At 72.1% G+C, this 16,599-nt stretch carries 17 protein-coding genes and 2 tRNA genes; 9 read left to right on the top strand and 10 right to left on the bottom strand.

The genetic code is table 11. The features are described from left to right. Window positions 1-4: 4 nt before the first annotated feature. The 5 genes from DEU32_RS01485 to DEU32_RS01505 form a co-directional block, all read right to left on the bottom strand. Entirely contained in the window at window positions 5-2,179 is a 2,175-nt protein-coding gene (locus DEU32_RS01485; protein ID WP_114849024.1) for an acyltransferase family protein, read from the bottom strand. A gap of 139 nt (window positions 2,180-2,318) precedes the next feature. Continuing rightward, a tRNA-His gene (locus tag DEU32_RS01490) sits at window positions 2,319-2,394 on the bottom strand. Window positions 2,395-2,461: 67 nt separating this feature from the next. Next, window positions 2,462-3,100 carry an oligoribonuclease gene (orn, locus tag DEU32_RS01495; protein WP_114849025.1) on the bottom strand — a complete coding sequence of 213 codons (639 nt, stop codon included), beginning with the start codon at window positions 3,098-3,100 and terminating at the stop codon, window positions 2,462-2,464. A gap of 643 nt (window positions 3,101-3,743) precedes the next feature. Further along, the gene (locus DEU32_RS01500; protein ID WP_114849026.1) at window positions 3,744-4,982 is read right to left on the bottom strand and encodes an MFS transporter; all 1,239 of its coding nucleotides are present in this window, start codon (window positions 4,980-4,982) and stop codon (window positions 3,744-3,746) included. Then, the gene (locus tag DEU32_RS01505) at window positions 4,979-5,503 is read right to left on the bottom strand and encodes a MarR family winged helix-turn-helix transcriptional regulator (RefSeq protein WP_167510024.1); all 525 of its coding nucleotides are present in this window, start codon (window positions 5,501-5,503) and stop codon (window positions 4,979-4,981) included. The genes DEU32_RS01500 and DEU32_RS01505 overlap by 4 nt, the downstream gene beginning before the upstream one ends. A gap of 61 nt (window positions 5,504-5,564) precedes the next feature. Here DEU32_RS01505 and DEU32_RS01510 point away from each other — a divergent pair, with 61 nt between their 5' ends. Together DEU32_RS01510 and DEU32_RS01515 are read left to right on the top strand one after the other, a co-directional pair. Then, window positions 5,565-5,855 (top strand): oligoribonuclease, encoded by a 291-nt coding sequence (locus DEU32_RS01510; protein WP_114849028.1) that lies wholly within the window; start codon window positions 5,565-5,567, stop codon window positions 5,853-5,855. Between the two features lie 85 nt (window positions 5,856-5,940). Further along, complete coding sequence (locus DEU32_RS01515) at window positions 5,941-6,201, top strand: thioredoxin family protein (protein WP_114849192.1); 261 nt, start codon at window positions 5,941-5,943, stop codon at window positions 6,199-6,201. Between the two features lie 79 nt (window positions 6,202-6,280). Here the strand turns inward: DEU32_RS01515 and DEU32_RS01520 are convergent, their stop codons facing one another. From DEU32_RS01520 to DEU32_RS01530, 3 genes are all read right to left on the bottom strand, one after another. Continuing rightward, the gene (locus tag DEU32_RS01520) at window positions 6,281-7,714 is read right to left on the bottom strand and encodes a DUF6716 putative glycosyltransferase (RefSeq protein WP_114849029.1); all 1,434 of its coding nucleotides are present in this window, start codon (window positions 7,712-7,714) and stop codon (window positions 6,281-6,283) included. Window positions 7,715-7,888: 174 nt separating this feature from the next. After that, window positions 7,889-8,761, bottom strand: coding sequence for an N-acetylneuraminate synthase family protein (locus DEU32_RS01525; RefSeq protein WP_114849030.1), 873 nt, complete (start codon window positions 8,759-8,761; stop codon window positions 7,889-7,891). Beyond that, window positions 8,758-9,639 (bottom strand): cytidylyltransferase domain-containing protein, encoded by an 882-nt coding sequence (locus DEU32_RS01530; protein WP_114849031.1) that lies wholly within the window; start codon window positions 9,637-9,639, stop codon window positions 8,758-8,760. Before DEU32_RS01530 ends, DEU32_RS01525 begins: the two co-directional genes overlap by 4 nt. Window positions 9,640-10,180: 541 nt before the next feature. Here DEU32_RS01530 and DEU32_RS01540 point away from each other — a divergent pair. Beyond that, window positions 10,181-10,741 carry an AAA family ATPase gene (locus DEU32_RS01540; protein ID WP_114849032.1) on the top strand — a complete coding sequence of 187 codons (561 nt, stop codon included), beginning with the start codon at window positions 10,181-10,183 and terminating at the stop codon, window positions 10,739-10,741. A gap of 14 nt (window positions 10,742-10,755) precedes the next feature. Next, window positions 10,756-10,828, top strand: a tRNA-Arg gene (locus DEU32_RS01545). Between the two features lie 63 nt (window positions 10,829-10,891). Here DEU32_RS01545 and DEU32_RS01550 read toward each other — a convergent pair. Next, complete coding sequence (locus DEU32_RS01550) at window positions 10,892-12,100, bottom strand: hypothetical protein (protein WP_114849033.1); 1,209 nt, start codon at window positions 12,098-12,100, stop codon at window positions 10,892-10,894. Between the two features lie 65 nt (window positions 12,101-12,165). After that, the gene (locus tag DEU32_RS01555) at window positions 12,166-12,432 is read right to left on the bottom strand and encodes a hypothetical protein (protein ID WP_058742563.1); all 267 of its coding nucleotides are present in this window, start codon (window positions 12,430-12,432) and stop codon (window positions 12,166-12,168) included. A gap of 171 nt (window positions 12,433-12,603) precedes the next feature. Between DEU32_RS01555 and msrA the strand changes: the two genes are divergently transcribed. The 5 genes from msrA (at window position 12,604) to DEU32_RS01580 (ending at window position 16,414) form a co-directional block, all read left to right on the top strand. Continuing rightward, complete coding sequence (gene msrA / locus DEU32_RS01560) at window positions 12,604-13,131, top strand: peptide-methionine (S)-S-oxide reductase MsrA (protein ID WP_114849034.1); 528 nt, start codon at window positions 12,604-12,606, stop codon at window positions 13,129-13,131. A 37-nt stretch (window positions 13,132-13,168) separates the two neighbouring features. After that, complete coding sequence (locus DEU32_RS01565; RefSeq protein ID WP_114849035.1) at window positions 13,169-13,375, top strand: methyltransferase; 207 nt, start codon at window positions 13,169-13,171, stop codon at window positions 13,373-13,375. A gap of 153 nt (window positions 13,376-13,528) precedes the next feature. Then, the gene (locus DEU32_RS01570; RefSeq protein ID WP_114849036.1) at window positions 13,529-14,179 is read left to right on the top strand and encodes a single-stranded DNA-binding protein; all 651 of its coding nucleotides are present in this window, start codon (window positions 13,529-13,531) and stop codon (window positions 14,177-14,179) included. Window positions 14,180-14,242: 63 nt separating this feature from the next. Further along, a complete protein-coding gene (gene ettA, locus DEU32_RS01575; protein WP_058742559.1) occupies window positions 14,243-15,928 on the top strand; it encodes an energy-dependent translational throttle protein EttA in 1,686 nt (561 codons plus the stop codon). Window positions 15,929-15,958: 30 nt separating this feature from the next. Next, a complete protein-coding gene (locus DEU32_RS01580; protein WP_114849037.1) occupies window positions 15,959-16,414 on the top strand; it encodes a thioesterase family protein in 456 nt (151 codons plus the stop codon). Window positions 16,415-16,599: the final 185 nt, after the last annotated feature.

Below are 16,599 nucleotides of genomic sequence, written 5' to 3' on the forward strand. Positions count from 1 at the left end.
AGCGTCACGACCCGTCGTCGGTCGACCTCCCCAGCTCGATCCCGGCAGCCGACAGGGCTCGGCCCATCGCCGAGGCGGCGGTCGCCGCCGCTTCCGGGGTGACGTGCAGGGCATCGACCCGCACGAGCTGGTCGTCGATCACCGCGGGACAGCGACTGCTCGCGCACCAGACGGGCGTGGTGTCGACGAGCCTGACGCCGTCCAGGCGGGCGACCAGGCGCCGCTGCTGCGCACTGGGCCGCGTCTCGCACATGGCCGGTCGTCCGCCCGGAACAGCGCAGGACCGGATGTCGGGTCCGACCGGGTTCGGGAGCAGGAAAGCGATGGCCGCGTCGGTCCGCGTCTCGTCGAGCAGATCGCGGAGCCCGTCGACCAGGGGCGTGGACTCATCCCGGGAACCCTCGGCGTTCATCACGAGCACGAGGTCCGGCTGCAGCTCCTCGATCGTCGTCACCACCTGCTGCTTGTGACGCTCGCAACCGTCCCCGTCGGTGTCGAAGTGGATCTCGGCGGCGGTGAAGGGACACCCGAAGCGCGCGAGGTCCAGGATGCGCCACGCAGATCCCTCGCCCTCGACGAGCTGGCGGAGAGCCGGCATCGTGAAGGCAGCGGTGGAGTCACCGACCAGGACCGCGAGTCGGCCGTCAGGCGCGCCGAACGTGCACGACGTCCTGTCCCGCCCTCCTGTCTGTTGCGAGCAGCGGAGCACGTCGGCCCAACGCGGGGACGACACCTGTCGGGTGAGGTAGTCGTCCGCCGAGACGTCGTCGATCGACGGGATCGTCGACGGCCAGCTGCGGAGACCGAGTCCGGCGCGGATGGCTGCTGCGCGTCGCTGGTCCAGCGCGGGACCGGCCGTGCCGTCCGGGTTGAGGTCGGTGTCGTCCCGGTCCGGGTCGGCGACGGCGCCGGTCCGGTCCGGATCAGCGGCCGGATCTCGTTCCGCCGTCGCCGCGACCTCGCCGTCCGCCACCGAGGAGTCGACCCGGGACTGGTCTGCTCCGACCGCCTTGACACAGAGCAGGATCGCGATCGTCGAGAGTGCGACCATCCCCGCCAACAGGGCCCGGAACCGGTCCTGTCCGAGTCGCCCCCGGGCGCGGTGTCGGAGGGGGCGTCGCGATCTCGACGGCGTGTCGCGCTCTGGTGCTGACCTGGCCGTCGCCCACGACCGGACCGGGCGTTCGACGCCCCAGGTCGTCGCGATGGACAGGGCGAGGGGGACGAGCAGGGACAAGGGGAGGAGGACGTGGGGCGGGGCACCCGGGAGGACGGCAGGCAGGAGGACGATGACCGGCCAGTGCCAGAGGTAGAGCGGGTAGCTGATCGAGGCCAGACCCTGCGCCGGCGCCGAGACCAGCCTCGGCGACTCGCGGTTCTGCCCGCCGCTCAGGATGATCCCGGCGGCTGCCAGCACGGCAGGGATCGCGATCGGCATCGGAGCACCGAGACGCTCGTCACCAGCGAGCAGGACCGCCAGGAGCACCGTTCCGCTGCATGCTCGGACCACTCGGCGCAGTCGGTGGTGGTGCCCGAGGGGATCGGGCACGAAGGCCAGCAGTGATCCGCTCGCGAGTTCCCAGACGCGGGACTGGGTCGCGAAGTACCCGCCGACCGGCTCGGCCATGCCCGCACACAGTGCTGACGCGACCGCGAGGACGAGAACGAGCGCGACGGCCGCGCGCCGTGACCACCCCAGGACGAGGACCATCAGGAGCGGCCACGCCAGGTAGAACTGCTCCTCGACCGCGAGCGACCAGAAGTGCTGCAGCGGAGACGGTGGGGCATCCCGCGCGAAGTAGTTCGTCCCGTCCGCCGCGAAGTGCCAGTTCGCTGCGCCGATCGCAGCGAAGACAGCGTCACGAGCGACGCTCGCTGCGCGGCCGCTCGGGAGGACAGCGACGGCGATCACGACGGTGACGGCGATGGTGATCGCCGCGGCGGGCAAGAGGCGGAGGGCTCGGCGTCGAGCGAACCCGAGGAGATCGATCCGTCCGGTGCCGCTGTGTTCGCGGAGCAGGTTCGTCGTGATGACGAAGCCCGACACCACGAAGAAGACGTCGACGCCGAGGTAGCCCCCGACGGGCCGACCGAGCAGATGGTCGAGCACCACAGCGAGGATCGCGACGGCCCGGAGGCCTTCGATGTCCGATCGTCGTGTCGTTGGTGCGGTGGTCACGCGGCCAACGCTAGGAACGACTCTGCGCCTGGAGCGAGTTCTTCACATGTCGTACTTCGCGGGCCCGGTTGTCCACAGGCTGACCGCGTCGTCGCGACAACGGAGAAGCCCCGGTCCGAAGGACCGGGGCTTCTCTCGATGGGGTGAGTAACGGGTCTCGAACCCGCGACCTCCTAGACCACAACCAGGCGCTCTACCAACTGAGCTATACCCACCATGCTGTCCCCGGACCAGCCGGAGCAACCCCTCAATAGTAGTACATGCCGCGGCCTGCGTGGACCACTACTCGGCCGCGGGCTGGGCGAGCCGCGGAGCCCACTGCTCGACCACCGCGGCGGCGACGGCACGCACGTCCTCGGTCGTCGGGCCGGGCTCGGGGATGAAGCCCGCGCGTCGGTAGTACTCGAGTTCGCGGATGGACTCGAGGATGTCGGCGAGGGCGCGGTGCCCGCCGTGCTTCTCCGGCGCGTTGAAGTAGACGCGCGGGAACCAGCGGCGGCAGAGCTCCTTGATGCTGGAGACGTCGACGCTGCGGTAGTGCAGGTGACCGTCCACGCGCGGCATGTACTTGGCGAGGAAGGCGCGGTCGGTGCCGATCGTGTTGCCGGCCAGGGGAGCGGAGCCCTCGGCGGGGACGTGCTGGAGGATGTACTCGAGCACCTGGTACTCGGCGTCGGCCAGGCTCACGCCGTGCGGGATCTCGTCGATGAGCCCCGAGGTCGTGTGCATGTTCGTGACGAACTCGTTCATGTTGTCGAGTGCGGACTGGTCCGGCTTGATGACGATGTCGAACCCGGGGTGCACGGGGACGAGGTCGAAGTCGGTGATGACGACGGCCACCTCGACGAGCTCGTCGACCTGGAGGTCCAGGCCGGTCATCTCGCAGTCGATCCAGACGAGGCGGTCGTTCGCAGTTGCCATGCGGACGATCCTATTCCGCGGGTGTGACGCTGCTGTCCGTGCTCCCGCGCCTGTGGATGCCAGCCCGGGCCGGGTGCGCGTCGGACCGGCCGCGCCCAGCGGCGATGCGCAGCGTCGCGGACGGCCCGTGCCTCCAGTCCGGACCGGCCGAGCTGTCCGAACTGTCCGACTCGGGCGACCAGCTGACGCTCCGTCCGCGAGCGGGAGGAATCGGCGCGTCGCCCTCTGGACTTGCTGCACCTTCCGCCCGCTCGCGTTCCCGCACTGCCGCCCGGTGCCGCACGCCGCCCGTACCGAACGCGATCGGTCTCGCGAGCGGGCGGGATCCGCGTCTCATCCGCCCGGACCGCCGCACACACCGCCCGCTCGCGGCTGGGCGCGGTTCCAGCGCATCCACGCACCGCGGCCCACGGACCACGGACGCGGCCCGCGAGCGGGCGGAAACCGACCCGCCCGGCGCGAGACCGCCGCGCACTCCGCCCGCTCGCCCCCGAGACCCGCCCCGCCCCCGAGACCCGCTCGCCCCCGAGACCCGCCCCCGACCCGCGCGCGGGCGCGGGCGCGCCAGCCGGCCCCTGCACATGCACGGACGGCCCGGAGCGCCGCAGCACCCCGAGCCGTCCGGTCAGCCCCGTGCCAGGCGTCAGACCATCTCGCCCGCCGAGATCGCCTCGGCCTCGACCCGCTCCGGCTCGGCTCCGTCGTCGACCCTGCGCAGGACCTTCGTCGTCGCGACGACCACCACGAACGCGATCGCCACCGAGACCCCGGCGAACACGTACGCCGCCGAGGGGGCGATCGCGTCGGCGAGCAGCGTCGCGACCGGCGGGGCGATCGCGCCACCGATGAAGCGCACCGCGGAGTACGCGCTCGAGGCGACGGAGCGGGGGAGGTCCGTCGCCTCCATGACGCACTCGGTGAGCACGGTGTTCAGGACACCGAGCACGAGTCCGCCGACGATCACGCAGACGATCAGGCCCGGCTGCGACCGCACGACGACGGCTGCGGCGAACAGGTCGAGCGCGAGCAGGGGCAGCGCGATCTTCAGGACCGTCGTGCGACGGAGCCGGGCGGTGAGCATCGGAGCGACCCACACCGAGGTGACCGCGAGCCCGACGCCCCAGCCGAAGAACGTGAAGCCGATGCCGAGTGCGCCGAAGCCGAGCGGGAACGGCGTGTAGGCGAGCAGGACGAAGAAGCCGATGTTGTAGAAGAGCGCGGTGGCCGCCAGGGCCGCGAGTGCCGGTCGGCGCAGGGCACGGAACGGGGCGGAGAGCCGGGTGGGCGTGGGCTTCTCGAGCCCGGAGCTCTTGAGGAGCGCGACGACGGCGATGAACGCGACGGCCATGAGCGTCGTGACGCCGAAGAACGGGCCGCGCCAGCTCACCGAGCCGAGCAGGCCACCGACGAGCGGGCCGACGGCGATGCCGAGGCCGAGCGCCGCCTCGTACAGGATGATCGCCGACGCGGTGCCGCCCGAGGCCGCGCCCACGATGGTCGCGAGTGCGGTGGAGATGAAGAGCGCGTTCCCGAGCCCCCAGCCGGCGCGGAACCCGATGATGTTCCAGACGCTGCCCGACGTGGCGGCGAGCACCGAGAACACCACGATGAGGGCGAGCCCGATGAGCAGGGTGTTCTTCGCCCCGATGCGGCTCGACACCCAGCTGGTGAAGAACATCGCGACACCGGTGACGGCGAGGTAGCTCGTGAAGAGCAGCTCGGTCTGTGCCGCGGTCGCATGCAGCGAGGTCGCGATGGCGGGGAGGATCGGGTCGACGAGGCCGATGCCCATGAAGGCGACGACGCAGGCGAAGGCGATCGCCCAGACCGCGGAGGACTGCTTGAGGATGCTGCCCGAGGCAGCGGGGGCGTGGGCGTTCACGCGTGGATCTCCGATCTGGTGGACGACGGGCTGGTGGGGGACGGGCTGGTGGTCGACGACGGGCTGGCGCCCGGTCCACCAGGGGGAGGAGCGGCGAGTGGCACGGCGACCCGCGACGCGATGACGGCGGCCGCGTCGTGCAGCACGTCCCACTCGTCGTCGTCCAGGTCGGCGAACACGGGCCCGACGGTCTCGGTGATGGTGGCCCGCCAGGTCACGAGGCGGTCGTGGCCGGCCGGCGTGATCGCGATGAGCTGCCCGCGGGAGTCGTCCGGGTCGACGGTGCGGGTGACGAGCCCGTCCGCGAGCATCCCCGCGACGAGCCGGGTCATGGTCGGCTGTGCGACGCGGGACAGTGCCGCGAGCTCACCGAGCCGCAGGGGCTGGTCGGTCTCGAGGATGCCGAGCGTGCGCCACACGGCCGCTGAGGTCGGGTTCCCCGTCGCCTGCGCGGCTGCGCGGATCAGGCGGTTCACCGAGACGAGGAGCGTCTCGATCGTCTGCGCCCTGGTTGATTCCATAGCAAAACTATATAGCCGACCTATGCATCCGTCAACAGGTCGGCCCTGGTACAAGGGACGCATGAGCGACATCACCATCCACGAGGGCGACGAGTACACCGCGATCTTCCACGGTGGCCCCTTCGACGGGACGACCGACACCCGCACCGCGACGAGCGACGCGGTGGACGACCAGGTCACGGTGTACGCCGACGTCGAGGGCCTGCAGACGGCCTTCACCTACAAGGCCACCAAGACCCGTCAGGTGCTCGACCAGACCTCGGTCGAGTACGCCTACGACGCCGATGACTCCGACCCGGTCGACGACCTGCAGGACCGCGGGGACCGCAGCGGCGAGTTCGACCGCGAGTAGCCACACCGCCCGGGTCGACCCGGCGAGCGCCGCGTGCCCCGATCCGATCGGGAGTGCACGCGGCGCTCGCTGCGTTGTGCCCTCCGTGCGACTCGACCTGTGGACCTCCGCCTTCTGCGCGCCATGCGCTGCGGCCCGCCGCGTCGCCGGTGAGGCGGCGGCCCTCGTCCCCGGACTGGCCGTGCGCGAACGCGACGTGGCCGCCGACCCCGACGGCGCCGAGGCCGTCGGCATCCGCTCGACGCCCACGATCATCGTCCGACGCGAGGACGGCACCGAGGTCTTCCGCTCGCCCGGCGTCCCGTCCCGCGACCAGCTGCTGGTGGCGGTGGCGAAGGCGCTCTGACGTCCGCCCCGCCGGTCACGGAAGCCTGCTGACGAACGGCCTGGAGGCACGGTGCGGCTCCGCCCCGCCGCCCACCCGGTCAGGTGGTTCGGTTCGCACCCCCAGTGCCGGCTCCCACGGCGTCCCGCTGGGAACGGGGTGGCAGCACGAGTGCCGCGTCGCTCGCGCCGGGTCGCAGCACCACCCGCCGCAGTCGACGGAGCACGCGCTTCACGGTCCGCACCGGCGTGCCGAGGACGAGCGCGACGACGCCGATCGCCGTCCGGTCGGCCGACCCGAGGGCGTTCTTCCGCTCCCACGCCCGACGCAGCGCACCGCCGCCGCTCCGCCGAGCGGCCGGTCGTACCTCCAGGGCGCCCGCGTCCCGGAGCGCCATGAGCTCCTCGGCGCGGTCGGCCCAGTCGTCCTCCGCGGGCGGGTGGAAGTGGTTGTCGTGCAGCCACTCGGGTCGGACGGTCCCGAAGCGTCCCTCGACGAGGTCGACGGCGTCGCCCTCGAGCCCGCTGTCCACGAACACCTCGTTGATGAGCGCGCGCGAGACCCCGAAGTCCGTCAGCGTCAACGCCGGGACGCCGCGGGCCACGGCCTCGAGGACCGCCGTCGAACTGATCGTCACGAGCGCCACCGCCCGGTCGAGGTGCTGCGCCATCGGACCGCTCTCGACCACGAGGTTCGCGGGCCGGTCGGCGGGCAGCAGTTCCGGGTAGGGCCACTGCTCCCGGTGCGTCTGGTGCTCCCCGGCCGCCGCACGGACCTTGACGACGACTCGCCACTCCGGGTGGCGTCGGGCGGTCTCGACGAGCCAGCCCACGACGCGCCGGCGGTCCTCGAGGTCCGCGGGCACGCTCGGCTGCGCCGCGAACACGACCGCGTCCCTGCCCCGCTCGTCGCCCCGTCCGCCCGCCCGCTCGTCCCCGTGCCCGCCCTGCCCCCGCGAGCGGGCGAAGGGCAACGTCGCGAGGGCGAACGCGGGTTCGATCCCGCCCGCTGACGCGAGGGCACGGTAGGCGCGGACCTCGCGATGGCTGTGCAGCACGAACACGTCGGCCCGCGCGCGGAAGAATACGCCCTTCCACTTCGCCGGGTACGAGATGCCGGGCAGCCCCGTCAGGAGCACCGGCCGCCGCGGGACCCGACGGACGACCTCGTCGACCAGGAGCTCCGCCACCGGGCCGATGCACGCCACCAGGACCGCGTCCGGCGGGTCCGCCCGCAGCCGGTCGACGAGGGCGTCGACCCCGAGGGGCGCCGGCGGTGCCGCTGCGAGGTGCCCGAGTCGGCCGTCCAGACCCCGGAACGCGGACCGGAGCTGCGCAGGGCTCGCCGACCTCGGGGTGTCGACGACGAGCAGCTCCAGCTGCCAGTGCGCGGGAGCGTCGGCGAGCATGTGGGCGCCCCACTTCGCGAACGAGTCGGTGTCGACCAGGCCGACCACGCGTCGGACGCGGGGTCGGGTGGCGGACGGGAGGCGCGCCTCCAGTCCGTCGGTCGGCTCGCGACGTCCGTCGCTCACGCGCGCGCCCCGCTCACCGGTCCCGCTGGCTCACGCGCCGACGCGGCGGAGCTTGGCCATCGGTGCCTGCTCGCCCGCCGGCGGAATCGGCTCTGCATCCGCTCACGCGCCGACGCGGCGGAGCTTGGCCATGGGCGCCTGCTCGCCCGCCGGCGGAATCGGCACTGCATCCGCTCACGCGCCGACGCGGCGGAGCTTGGCCATGGGCGCCTGCTCGCCCGGGAAGATCCTCTTGATCCCGTCGCCGAGTGCGGTCTCGATGATCCGGACGTCGCGGGCGAGCGTCTGCAGGCCGTGCGGCTCGAGCGAGGCGGCGTGGTCGGAGCCCCACATCGTGCGGTCGAGCGTGATGTGGCGCTCGACGACCGTGGCGCCGAGCGCGACCGCGGCGAGGGAGATCTGCAGCCCCGGTTCGTGCCCGGAGTACCCGACCGGCACCCCGGCGTAGCGACCGGCGAGGGTGTCGATCATGCGGAGGTTGGCCTCCTCGGCGGGGAGCGGGTAGGTCGACGTCGCGTGCATGAGGACCAGTCGCTCGGTGCCGAGGGCCTCGACGGCGCGGTCGATCTGCTCGAGCGTCGACATCCCGGTCGACAGGATGACCGGCTTACCCGTCGCCGCCACGGCCGCGAGGAGCCCGAGGTCCGTCACCGAGGCCGAGGCGATCTTGTACGCCACGACGTTCAGGTCCTCGAGGAAGGCGACGCTCGGCTCGTCCCACGGCGACGCGAACCAGTCGAGGCCGCGGAGGGTCGCGTGGTCACCGATCTCGATGTACTGCTCGCGGTCGAACTCGACGCGGTGGCGGTACTCCAGGTAGGTCATCTCACCCCACGGGGTGCTGCGCGGCATCTGCTTCATGTGCTCGGGCGTCGAGATCGCCGGGGTGCGCTTCTGGAACTTGACGGCCTGCAGCCCGGCGTCCGCTGCGACGTCGATGAGCCGCTTCGCGATGTCGACGTCGCCGTTGTGGTTCAGGCCGATCTCGCCGATCAGGTACGCGGGGTGGCCGGCGCCGATGGTGGACGTGCCGATGGAGACGGTCATGGGGTTCCGTTCTGTTGGTGCGGGTGCGGGTGCGGGTTCGGGATCCGGTCGGTCGTGGCTGCGAGGGGCCAGCGGGCGGTTCCGGACGCGGCTGCAGGCCTCGTCGTCTGGCGATCTGCGTGCGGGTTCGCCGGGTGTCCGGCCGCTCGGTCGAGGGTGTGAGCGAGCGAGGACGCCAGGGCCAGGTCGGCCGGGTCGTCGACGTCGATCGCGCCCCGGGGATCCACGACCGCGAGCTCGACCCGACCGAAGAAGCGGTGTCGGTGCTCCCGGAGGCCCCTCGTGCGCAGGACGTAGAAGGCGCCGGTCTCGCGGTACTCGGGTTCCCGGTCCTGGCGGCGCGGTCGGATGGCGGCGTCGTGGTTGACCGCGACCGCCCGGCCCTGGGCGTCCGTGCGCCAGAGGAACGCGTGTGAGGGAGCTGCGGCGAACACCACGTCCGCGTGGTCGTCGAGCACGCGGCGGACCGCGGCGTCCAGGTCGACCGGGTCGATGAACGGCGAGGTGGCCTGCAGGAAGACGAGGACCTCTGGGTCGCGGGGCTGGTCGTGCTGGTCCTGCTGGTCTGCGTTGCTCAACGTCGCGAGGGGGTCGAGGGCGTCGAGGGCGTGGAGCAGCGCCGACTCCGAGGTCGCCTCGTCGCCGGAGAGCTCGTCCGGGCGACGGATGACCCGGGCACCGGCGGCGGTGGCCTCGGCGGCGATGGCGTCCCCGTCCGTCGACACCACCACGGTTTCGATGGTCTCCGTGCGGAGCGCTGCCTCGACGGCACGGCGGACGAGCGACCTCCCCCCGACGGGCCGCAGGTTCTTCCCCGGGATGCCCTTCGAACCGGCGCGGGCGGGCACGACGGCCACGACGGTTCCGCTGGAGCGCATGCACCGGACGGTACGGCGGCGCGGTGTCCCTGAGACGAACGACAGGGAGACGGCCGGGGAACCCTCCGCGTCGCGGGCGCGGGCGCGGGCGCGGGCGGCAGCGCGAGCGGGCGGTATGTGTCCGAGGGGTCGTGCGCACCGAGCGGGTTCCGCCCGTTCGGCACGCGGGGGGGGGGGGGGGGGGGGGGGGGGGGGGGCGGGGGGGGGGGGGGGGGGCGGGGGGGGGGGGGGGGGGGGGGGGGGGGGGGGCGCGGGGTCGGGAGAGCGCGAGCGGGCGATGTGTGCCCGGGCGGTCACGTTGGCCGAGCGGGTTCCGCCCGTTCGGCACGCGGGGTGGCGGGCGGCAGCGCGAGCGGGCGGAACCCGCGGCCGTCCGGGCATTGCGGCCGCAGATTCCGCCCGCTCGGTCCTGGGCGGGCGCGGGGAGTGCGCGGGACGGCGAGCGGGCAGCGTGGGGGGAGCGCGAGCGGGCGGAACGTGCACGGTCGACCGCGCAGGGCGAGCCGCTTCCGCCCACTCGCCGCGGGGCTAGGGTCGGGGGATGCTCGGTGCCGACGACGTCCTCGTCCCGGAGCCCCGCCGTGTCCTGGTCGCCGGGACGACAGGCGTCGGCAAGACCACGACCGCCGGACGCATCGGACGCGCGCTCGGCATGCGGCACACCGAGATCGACTCGATCTACCACGGGCCGGACTGGACGCCGCGGGAGTCCTTCCTCGCGGAGGTCGAGGCGTACACCAGCGAGCCGACCTGGGTGACCGAGTGGCAGTACACACTCGCCCGGGACATGCTCGCCGCCCGCGCGGACACCCTCGTCTGGATCGACCTCCCCGTCCCGGTCGCCCTCTGGCGGCTCGTGCGACGGACCCTCCGACGACGTCTCCGGCGCACACCCCTGTGGAACGGGAACATCGAGCCGCCGCTGTGGACGTTCTTCACCGACCCGGGCCACATCGTCCGGTGGGGGATCCGCGTGCGTCACGAGAGTCGGAAGCGGGTGCCCGCACTCGTCCACACCGCCCCGCACCTGCGAATAGTGCACCTCCGGACGCAGCGCGAGGTCGACCGGTTCGTGCAGCACCTCGCGGAGCGCCGAGGCTAGAATCGACGCCGTCCGCCTCCGTAGCTCAGTGGATAGAGCAGGTGGTTTCTACCCACCGTGCCGCGGGTTCGATTCCTGCCGGGGGCACCGACGACGAGAGGCCGCCATCCGTCGGGATGGCGGCCTCTCGCTGCAGACCGGTGGTGGGGTTCAGTCCTCGTCGTCAGCGGCGCGGCGTCGGAGCTCACTCGCGCTGATCGGCTGCGTGTAGGGCGACTCGTCCGTCTCGTCCGAGTCCTTCGGCTCGGCCGGAGCATCGGCGACGCGCGTCGGGATCGAGGTGGTGTTCGTCGTGGACGCCCCGTAGCCCGATGCGGTCGCGCGGTTCACGTGCGCGTCGGCTGCGGTGGGGGAGGCGATGCGCAGAGCCGAGGCTGGTCGGACATCGTCGGAGCGGTCCACGGACCGATCCACGGTGCGGTCGTCGGCACGATCGTCGACCGCGTCGTCGTCCGAACGGTCGACCGAGGCCGCCGGTCGCTGCGGCACGTCGTTGCGCGATGCGACGGGCGAACCGAGTGCAGGGCGGATCGGAGCACCGTCGAGCGGGGTGGTCTCACCCTCGCCGTAGGCGCGCGTGGTGGTCGCGCCCTCGCTGCCGGAGCGCGCGGACCACGGCGCGGAGGTCGCTGCCGGTGTCGCTGCCGAAGCGGGTGCCGGAGCCTGAGCGGCGGAGGAGGCGACGGGCGCGGCGGGGGAGGGCGTGCCTCCAGGCTGCTGGGATGCCGGTCGCAGACCGGTCGTCGTCGGGGTCGGACGCTCGGGGGTCGGCGCCGGTGCGGACGGCCGGTCCTGCTCGCGGCGGTCCTGCTGGTCCGCGCTCCAGTCCTGCTGGCGGGCGATCAGTTCGGCGTCGGGATCCGGCGAGTCGAACTTCCACCGCTCGAGGTCGGCCTTGAAGAGCTTCTTGGCACGGTTCGGACGGGCCTGCCACTCGAGCATCCGGTCGCGGAACTCGGCGAGGGACTGGTCGGCCTGGAAGCTGAACGTCGACGAGTTCTTCTTGATGTCGGCGATCTCGTGCTGCGCCCAGTTCGCCGCGAGGGGCGCACCGCTCACGGGGAGCAGCCGCAGTCGGATGTCGGCGTCCTCGGCGAGGTGGTCGGCGTACGACCGCTCGTCGTGCCCGAGGGAACCCCACGTCGCCGCCTTGCGCGCCGCGGAGACGACACCAGCGACGGCCGCGTTCCGGCTCTCGCGCTCCTGCATCGCGACGACGCGCTTCGTCGCACCGCGGCCGATCAGCGCGGCGATGATGCCGGCCACGACGATGGCCACGAAGGGGATGATCGCGCCGGACAGCACACGCCACCCGTTGTCGGACGACGTCCAGTCGGTCAGCTCGTTCCACCAGTCCATGGGCGAACCCTACGCACGGAATTGCCCGGGCACGGGGAGGTGGCGCGGCGTTCCGTCGCTTCCGCTCAACCCCACCGGAGGCAGTCCACGGCATCGTCGGCGGACCACACGTTCGGCAGCTCGACGAAGCGTCGTTCGGTCGCGACGTAGCGGCGTGCGCGGTACGCCGTCCCGCCGGCGACGTCCACCCGGTCGACGTATCCGACGACCTCGCCGTTGGCGCGGGTGACGCGGCTCAGGTCGTCGCGGACGTCGAGCACCCGGAGGTCGCCGCGGCTGCGCGCGACGGGCGCGGTGCGGATGCGGAACGCGGGTTCGGTGGTGCGCTGCACGTGGTGCCTCCTGGTGGTCGGTCGCGGTGTGTGCGGGGAACGCTACGGACCGCCACCGACAGCCGCGCCGCGCCCGGGCCGCCCTGGGGAACACCACGGCCCCGGTGCGGGTTGTGGAGGAGGCAACCCGGATCGCGGCTCCCTCGGAGCCCAGGAAGGTAGGTTCCCCCCATGACGACGTTCGTGCTCGCAGGTGGATGTTTCTGGTGTCTCGACGCCGTGTACCGCACGCTCCAGGGCGTGCAGGACGTGGTCTCGGGCTACGTCGGCGGCGCGACGGAGAACCCGTCGTACGAGGCCGTGTGCACCGGCGCCACCGGCCACGCCGAGGCGGTCGCGGTGACGTTCGACGAGTCGGTCATCCCAGCCGACGTCATCCTCGACGTCTTCTTCACGCTCCACGACCCGCGCCAGCTGAACCGGCAGGGCGCTGACGTCGGCACCCAGTACCGCTCGGCCATGTTCCCGGCGGACGACGAGCAGCGCGCGCTGTTCGAGCAGGCGATCCAGCGTGCATCGGACATCTGGGACGGTGGCATCGTCACGACGCTCGAGCCGCTGGGTACCTTCTACCGTGCGGAGGAGTACCACCAGGACTTCTTCGCGAAGAACCCCGGGCAGGGCTACTGCATGGCGGTCGCACTGCCCAAGGTGAACAAGGTCCGCAAGGCCTACAGTCAGTACATCCTGGCGTCCTGAGACACGGGCGTCGGGGCCACGAGGAGGTGGTCGAACGATGATGGACAACACCGGGACCTGGGTGGCGGTCGGACCGGCCGGCGCGGTGGGCAGCATCCACCGCGCCTCGGACGGGTTCCACGTCGAGCTCTACGGACGATCGGGATCCGGCGGGGGAACGTACCCGTCGCTGGCGTCCGCGAAGGGTGCGGTGCACGCGGCCCTCGGTCCGCTCGCGGACCGGCCGGAGTTCCGAGCGCACTGATCCAGTCGGGGCATCGGTCCGGCGCATGGTCGCGACGGGCCGGCCTGGAGGCACGGGGAGACTCGTCCTCCACAACCCACCTCTGCAGATGATCGGTCCACAGGGCGAGCCCCGGGGCGCTTCCGCGCCCCGGGGCTCGCGCACGATCGAGGCATGAACGACACCATCACCGTCTGCGGGATCATCGCCACCGAGCCCCGCCACCTCGTCACCGACACCGGCATCGCCATCACGAGCATGCGGCTCGCGTCCCCGTCCCGCCGGTGGGACCGCTCGACCTCCACGTGGACCAACGGCGCCACGAACTGGTACACGGTCACCGCGTTCCGCTCCCTCGCGGCGAACGTCCACAAGTCCCTGAAGAAGGGCGACCGCGTCGTCGTGACGGGCCGCGTCCGCATCCGGACGTGGGAACGCGACGGCCGGGGTGGCACCTCGGTCGAGATCGACGCCGAGGGACTCGGCCACGACCTCGCGTGGGGCATCAGCAACTGGATCCGCGTGCCGCGGCACGCGAACGAGCACAGTGCGGCTCCGGGGACGTCGCCGACGATCGACCCGCAGACCGGAGAGGTCCACGGCGCCGACGACGGTGCCGGGACCGACGGGGCGCTCGCCGACGGCGGGCCCGTCCAGCGGGACGACCTGCCGGAGCCCGCCGAGGCAGCGCGGCACACGGAGGTCGCGCTCGAGGGGCAGTTCGCGCCGCCGGCGGTGCTGCCCGCTGACCTGGGCACCGGAGCCGACACGGCCGACAGCGCGGACCCCGACGACGTCGACGCAGCGGGGCGGGCAGCGGCGTGACCTGCGGCAGCGCCGACATCCGGGGGCGCCGACGCGGCGGGGTGTCAGTAGACTGGGCGCGATATGGCTGAGTACATCTACCAGATGGTCCGCGCCCGCAAGTCGGTCGGCGACAAGCTGATCCTCGACGACGTCACGATGTCGTTCCTCCCCGGCGCCAAGATCGGCGTCGTGGGGCCGAACGGTGCGGGCAAGTCGACGATCCTCAAGATCATGGCGGGTCTCGACCAGCCGTCCAACGGCGAGGCGAAGCTGACCCCGGGCTTCACCGTCGGCATCCTCATGCAGGAGCCCGAGCTCGACGAGTCGAAGACCGTCCTCGAGAACGTACAAGAGGGCGTGGGCGAGATCCACGGCAAGATCACGCGCTTTAACGAGATCTCCGCGCTGATGGCCGAGCCGGACGCCGACTTCGACGCGCTCCTCGCCGAGATGGGCACCCTGCAGGAGGAGATCGACGCCGCCGACGCGTGGGACCTCGACTCCCAGCTCGAGCAGGCCATGGCCGCGCTCCAGTGCCCCCCGGGTGACGAGCTCGTCACGCACCTGTCCGGCGGTGAGAAGCGCCGCGTCGCGCTCTGCAAGCTCCTGCTGCAGAAGCCCGACCTGCTCCTCCTCGACGAGCCCACCAACCACCTCGACGCCGAGTCCGTGCTCTGGCTCGAGCAGCACCTGCAGCAGTACCACGGTGCCGTCCTGGCCGTGACCCACGACCGGTACTTCCTCGACCACGTCGCGCAGTGGATCGCCGAGGTCGACCGCGGACGCCTGTACCCGTACGAGGGCAACTACTCGACCTACCTCGAGAAGAAGCGCGCTCGTCTCGAGGTCCAGGGCAAGAAGGACGCCAAGCTCGCGAAGCGTCTGTCCTCGGAGCTCGACTGGGTCCGCAGCAACCAGAAGGGCCGCCAGGCGAAGTCCAAGGCCCGCCTCGCCCGCTACGAGGAGATGGTGTCCGAGGCCGAGCGCACGCGGAAGCTCGACTTCGAGGAGATCGTCATCCCCGTTGGCCCGCGTCTGGGTTCGCAGGTCATCGACGCCGAGAAGCTGCACAAGCAGTTCGGTGAGCGCGTCATCATCGACGACCTGTCGTTCACGCTGCCCCGCAACGGCATCGTCGGCGTGATCGGCCCGAACGGCGTCGGCAAGACCACGCTGTTCAAGACGATCGTCGGTCTCGAGCCGCTCGACGCCGGCACGCTGAAGATCGGCGAGACGGTCGACATCTCGTACGTCGACCAGAGCCGCGGTGGCATCGACCCGAACAAGAACCTGTGGGAGGTCGTGTCCGACGGACTCGACTACATCCAGGTGGGCAAGACCGAGATCCCGTCCCGCGCCTACGTGTCGCAGTTCGGCTTCAAGGGGCCGGACCAGCAGAAGAAGGCCGGCGTGCTGTCGGGTGGTGAGCGCAACCGTCTGAACCTCGCGCTCACGCTCAAGCAGGGCGGCAACCTCCTGCTCCTCGACGAGCCGACCAACGACCTCGACGTCGAGACCCTCGGCAGCCTCGAGAACGCCCTGCTCGAGTACCCGGGCTGCGCCGTCGTGATCACCCACGACCGCTGGTTCCTCGACCGGATCGCGACCCACATCCTCGCGTGGGAGGGCCTGAACGAGGACGGCACGCCGAACTGGTACTGGTTCGAGGGCAACTTCGAGGCCTACGAGGAGAACAAGGTCGAGCGCCTCGGTGCCGACGCCGCGAAGCCGGGCCGCGCGACCTACCGCAAGCTCACGCGCGACTGACCCGTGGCGAGACTGCACGCTCCGATCCGCATGCGGTGGAGCGACATCGACGCGTACGGTCACGTCAACAACTCCGCGATGCTGCGCCTCCTGGAAGAGGCGCGCATCGTGGGGTTCTGGGGGCACGACCCCGCGGACGCGAACGGCGATGGTGACCTGCCCGACCCGATCATCGACGGACGCCCGGGATCGGGCACGATGACGGTGATCGCGGCGCAGCGACTCGAGTACCTCGCGTCGATCCCGTACCTGCGCCGACCGCTGGACGTGCAGATGTGGATCGGGCGGATCGGCGGCGCGAGCATCGACGTGTCGTACGAGGTCTGGTCGCCCGTCGGCGTCGAGCCCGCCGTCCTGTACACCCGTGCCACCACGGCGCTGGTGATGGTCGACGCCGCGACGAACCGGCCGCGACGCCTGACCGCCGTCGAGCGTGCCGCGTGTGAGCAGTTCGCCGAGCCGCCGGTCGAGTTCTCCCGGCCCTGACCCGGCCGACCCCGGCTGGGCCGAGCCCGGCCCTGACCCGGCCGACCCCGGCTGGGCCGAGCCGGGCCCTGACCCGGCCGACCCCGGCTGGGCCGAGCCCGGCCCTGACCCGGCCGACCCCGGCTGGGCCGAGCCCGGCCCAGATGCGGACCTGCGCCTCCGCACAACCGGGAGCACAGCGCACC

Source organism: Curtobacterium sp. AG1037, assembly GCF_003349855.1.
GTDB classification, from domain to species: Bacteria; Actinomycetota; Actinomycetes; order Actinomycetales; family Microbacteriaceae; genus Curtobacterium; species Curtobacterium citreum.

Bases quoted from the DNA above. Each gene is read 5' to 3' on its own strand.
- orn (WP_114849025.1), bottom strand. From the start codon at position 3,100: ATGGCAACTGCGAACGACCGCCTCGTCTGGATCGACTGCGAGATGACC.
- DEU32_RS01505 (WP_167510024.1), bottom strand. From the start codon at position 5,503: ATGGAATCAACCAGGGCGCAGACGATCGAGACGCTCCTCGTCTCGGTG.
- DEU32_RS01510 (WP_114849028.1), top strand. From the start codon at position 5,565: ATGAGCGACATCACCATCCACGAGGGCGACGAGTACACCGCGATCTTC.
- DEU32_RS01525 (WP_114849030.1), bottom strand. From the start codon at position 8,761: ATGACCGTCTCCATCGGCACGTCCACCATCGGCGCCGGCCACCCCGCG.
- DEU32_RS01530 (WP_114849031.1), bottom strand. From the start codon at position 9,639: ATGCGCTCCAGCGGAACCGTCGTGGCCGTCGTGCCCGCCCGCGCCGGT.
- DEU32_RS01540 (WP_114849032.1), top strand. From the start codon at position 10,181: ATGCTCGGTGCCGACGACGTCCTCGTCCCGGAGCCCCGCCGTGTCCTG.
- DEU32_RS01550 (WP_114849033.1), bottom strand. From the start codon at position 12,100: ATGGACTGGTGGAACGAGCTGACCGACTGGACGTCGTCCGACAACGGG.
- msrA (WP_114849034.1), top strand. From the start codon at position 12,604: ATGACGACGTTCGTGCTCGCAGGTGGATGTTTCTGGTGTCTCGACGCC.
- DEU32_RS01565 (WP_114849035.1), top strand. From the start codon at position 13,169: ATGATGGACAACACCGGGACCTGGGTGGCGGTCGGACCGGCCGGCGCG.
- DEU32_RS01570 (WP_114849036.1), top strand. From the start codon at position 13,529: ATGAACGACACCATCACCGTCTGCGGGATCATCGCCACCGAGCCCCGC.
- ettA (WP_058742559.1), top strand. From the start codon at position 14,243: ATGGCTGAGTACATCTACCAGATGGTCCGCGCCCGCAAGTCGGTCGGC.
- DEU32_RS01580 (WP_114849037.1), top strand. From the start codon at position 15,959: ATGCGGTGGAGCGACATCGACGCGTACGGTCACGTCAACAACTCCGCG.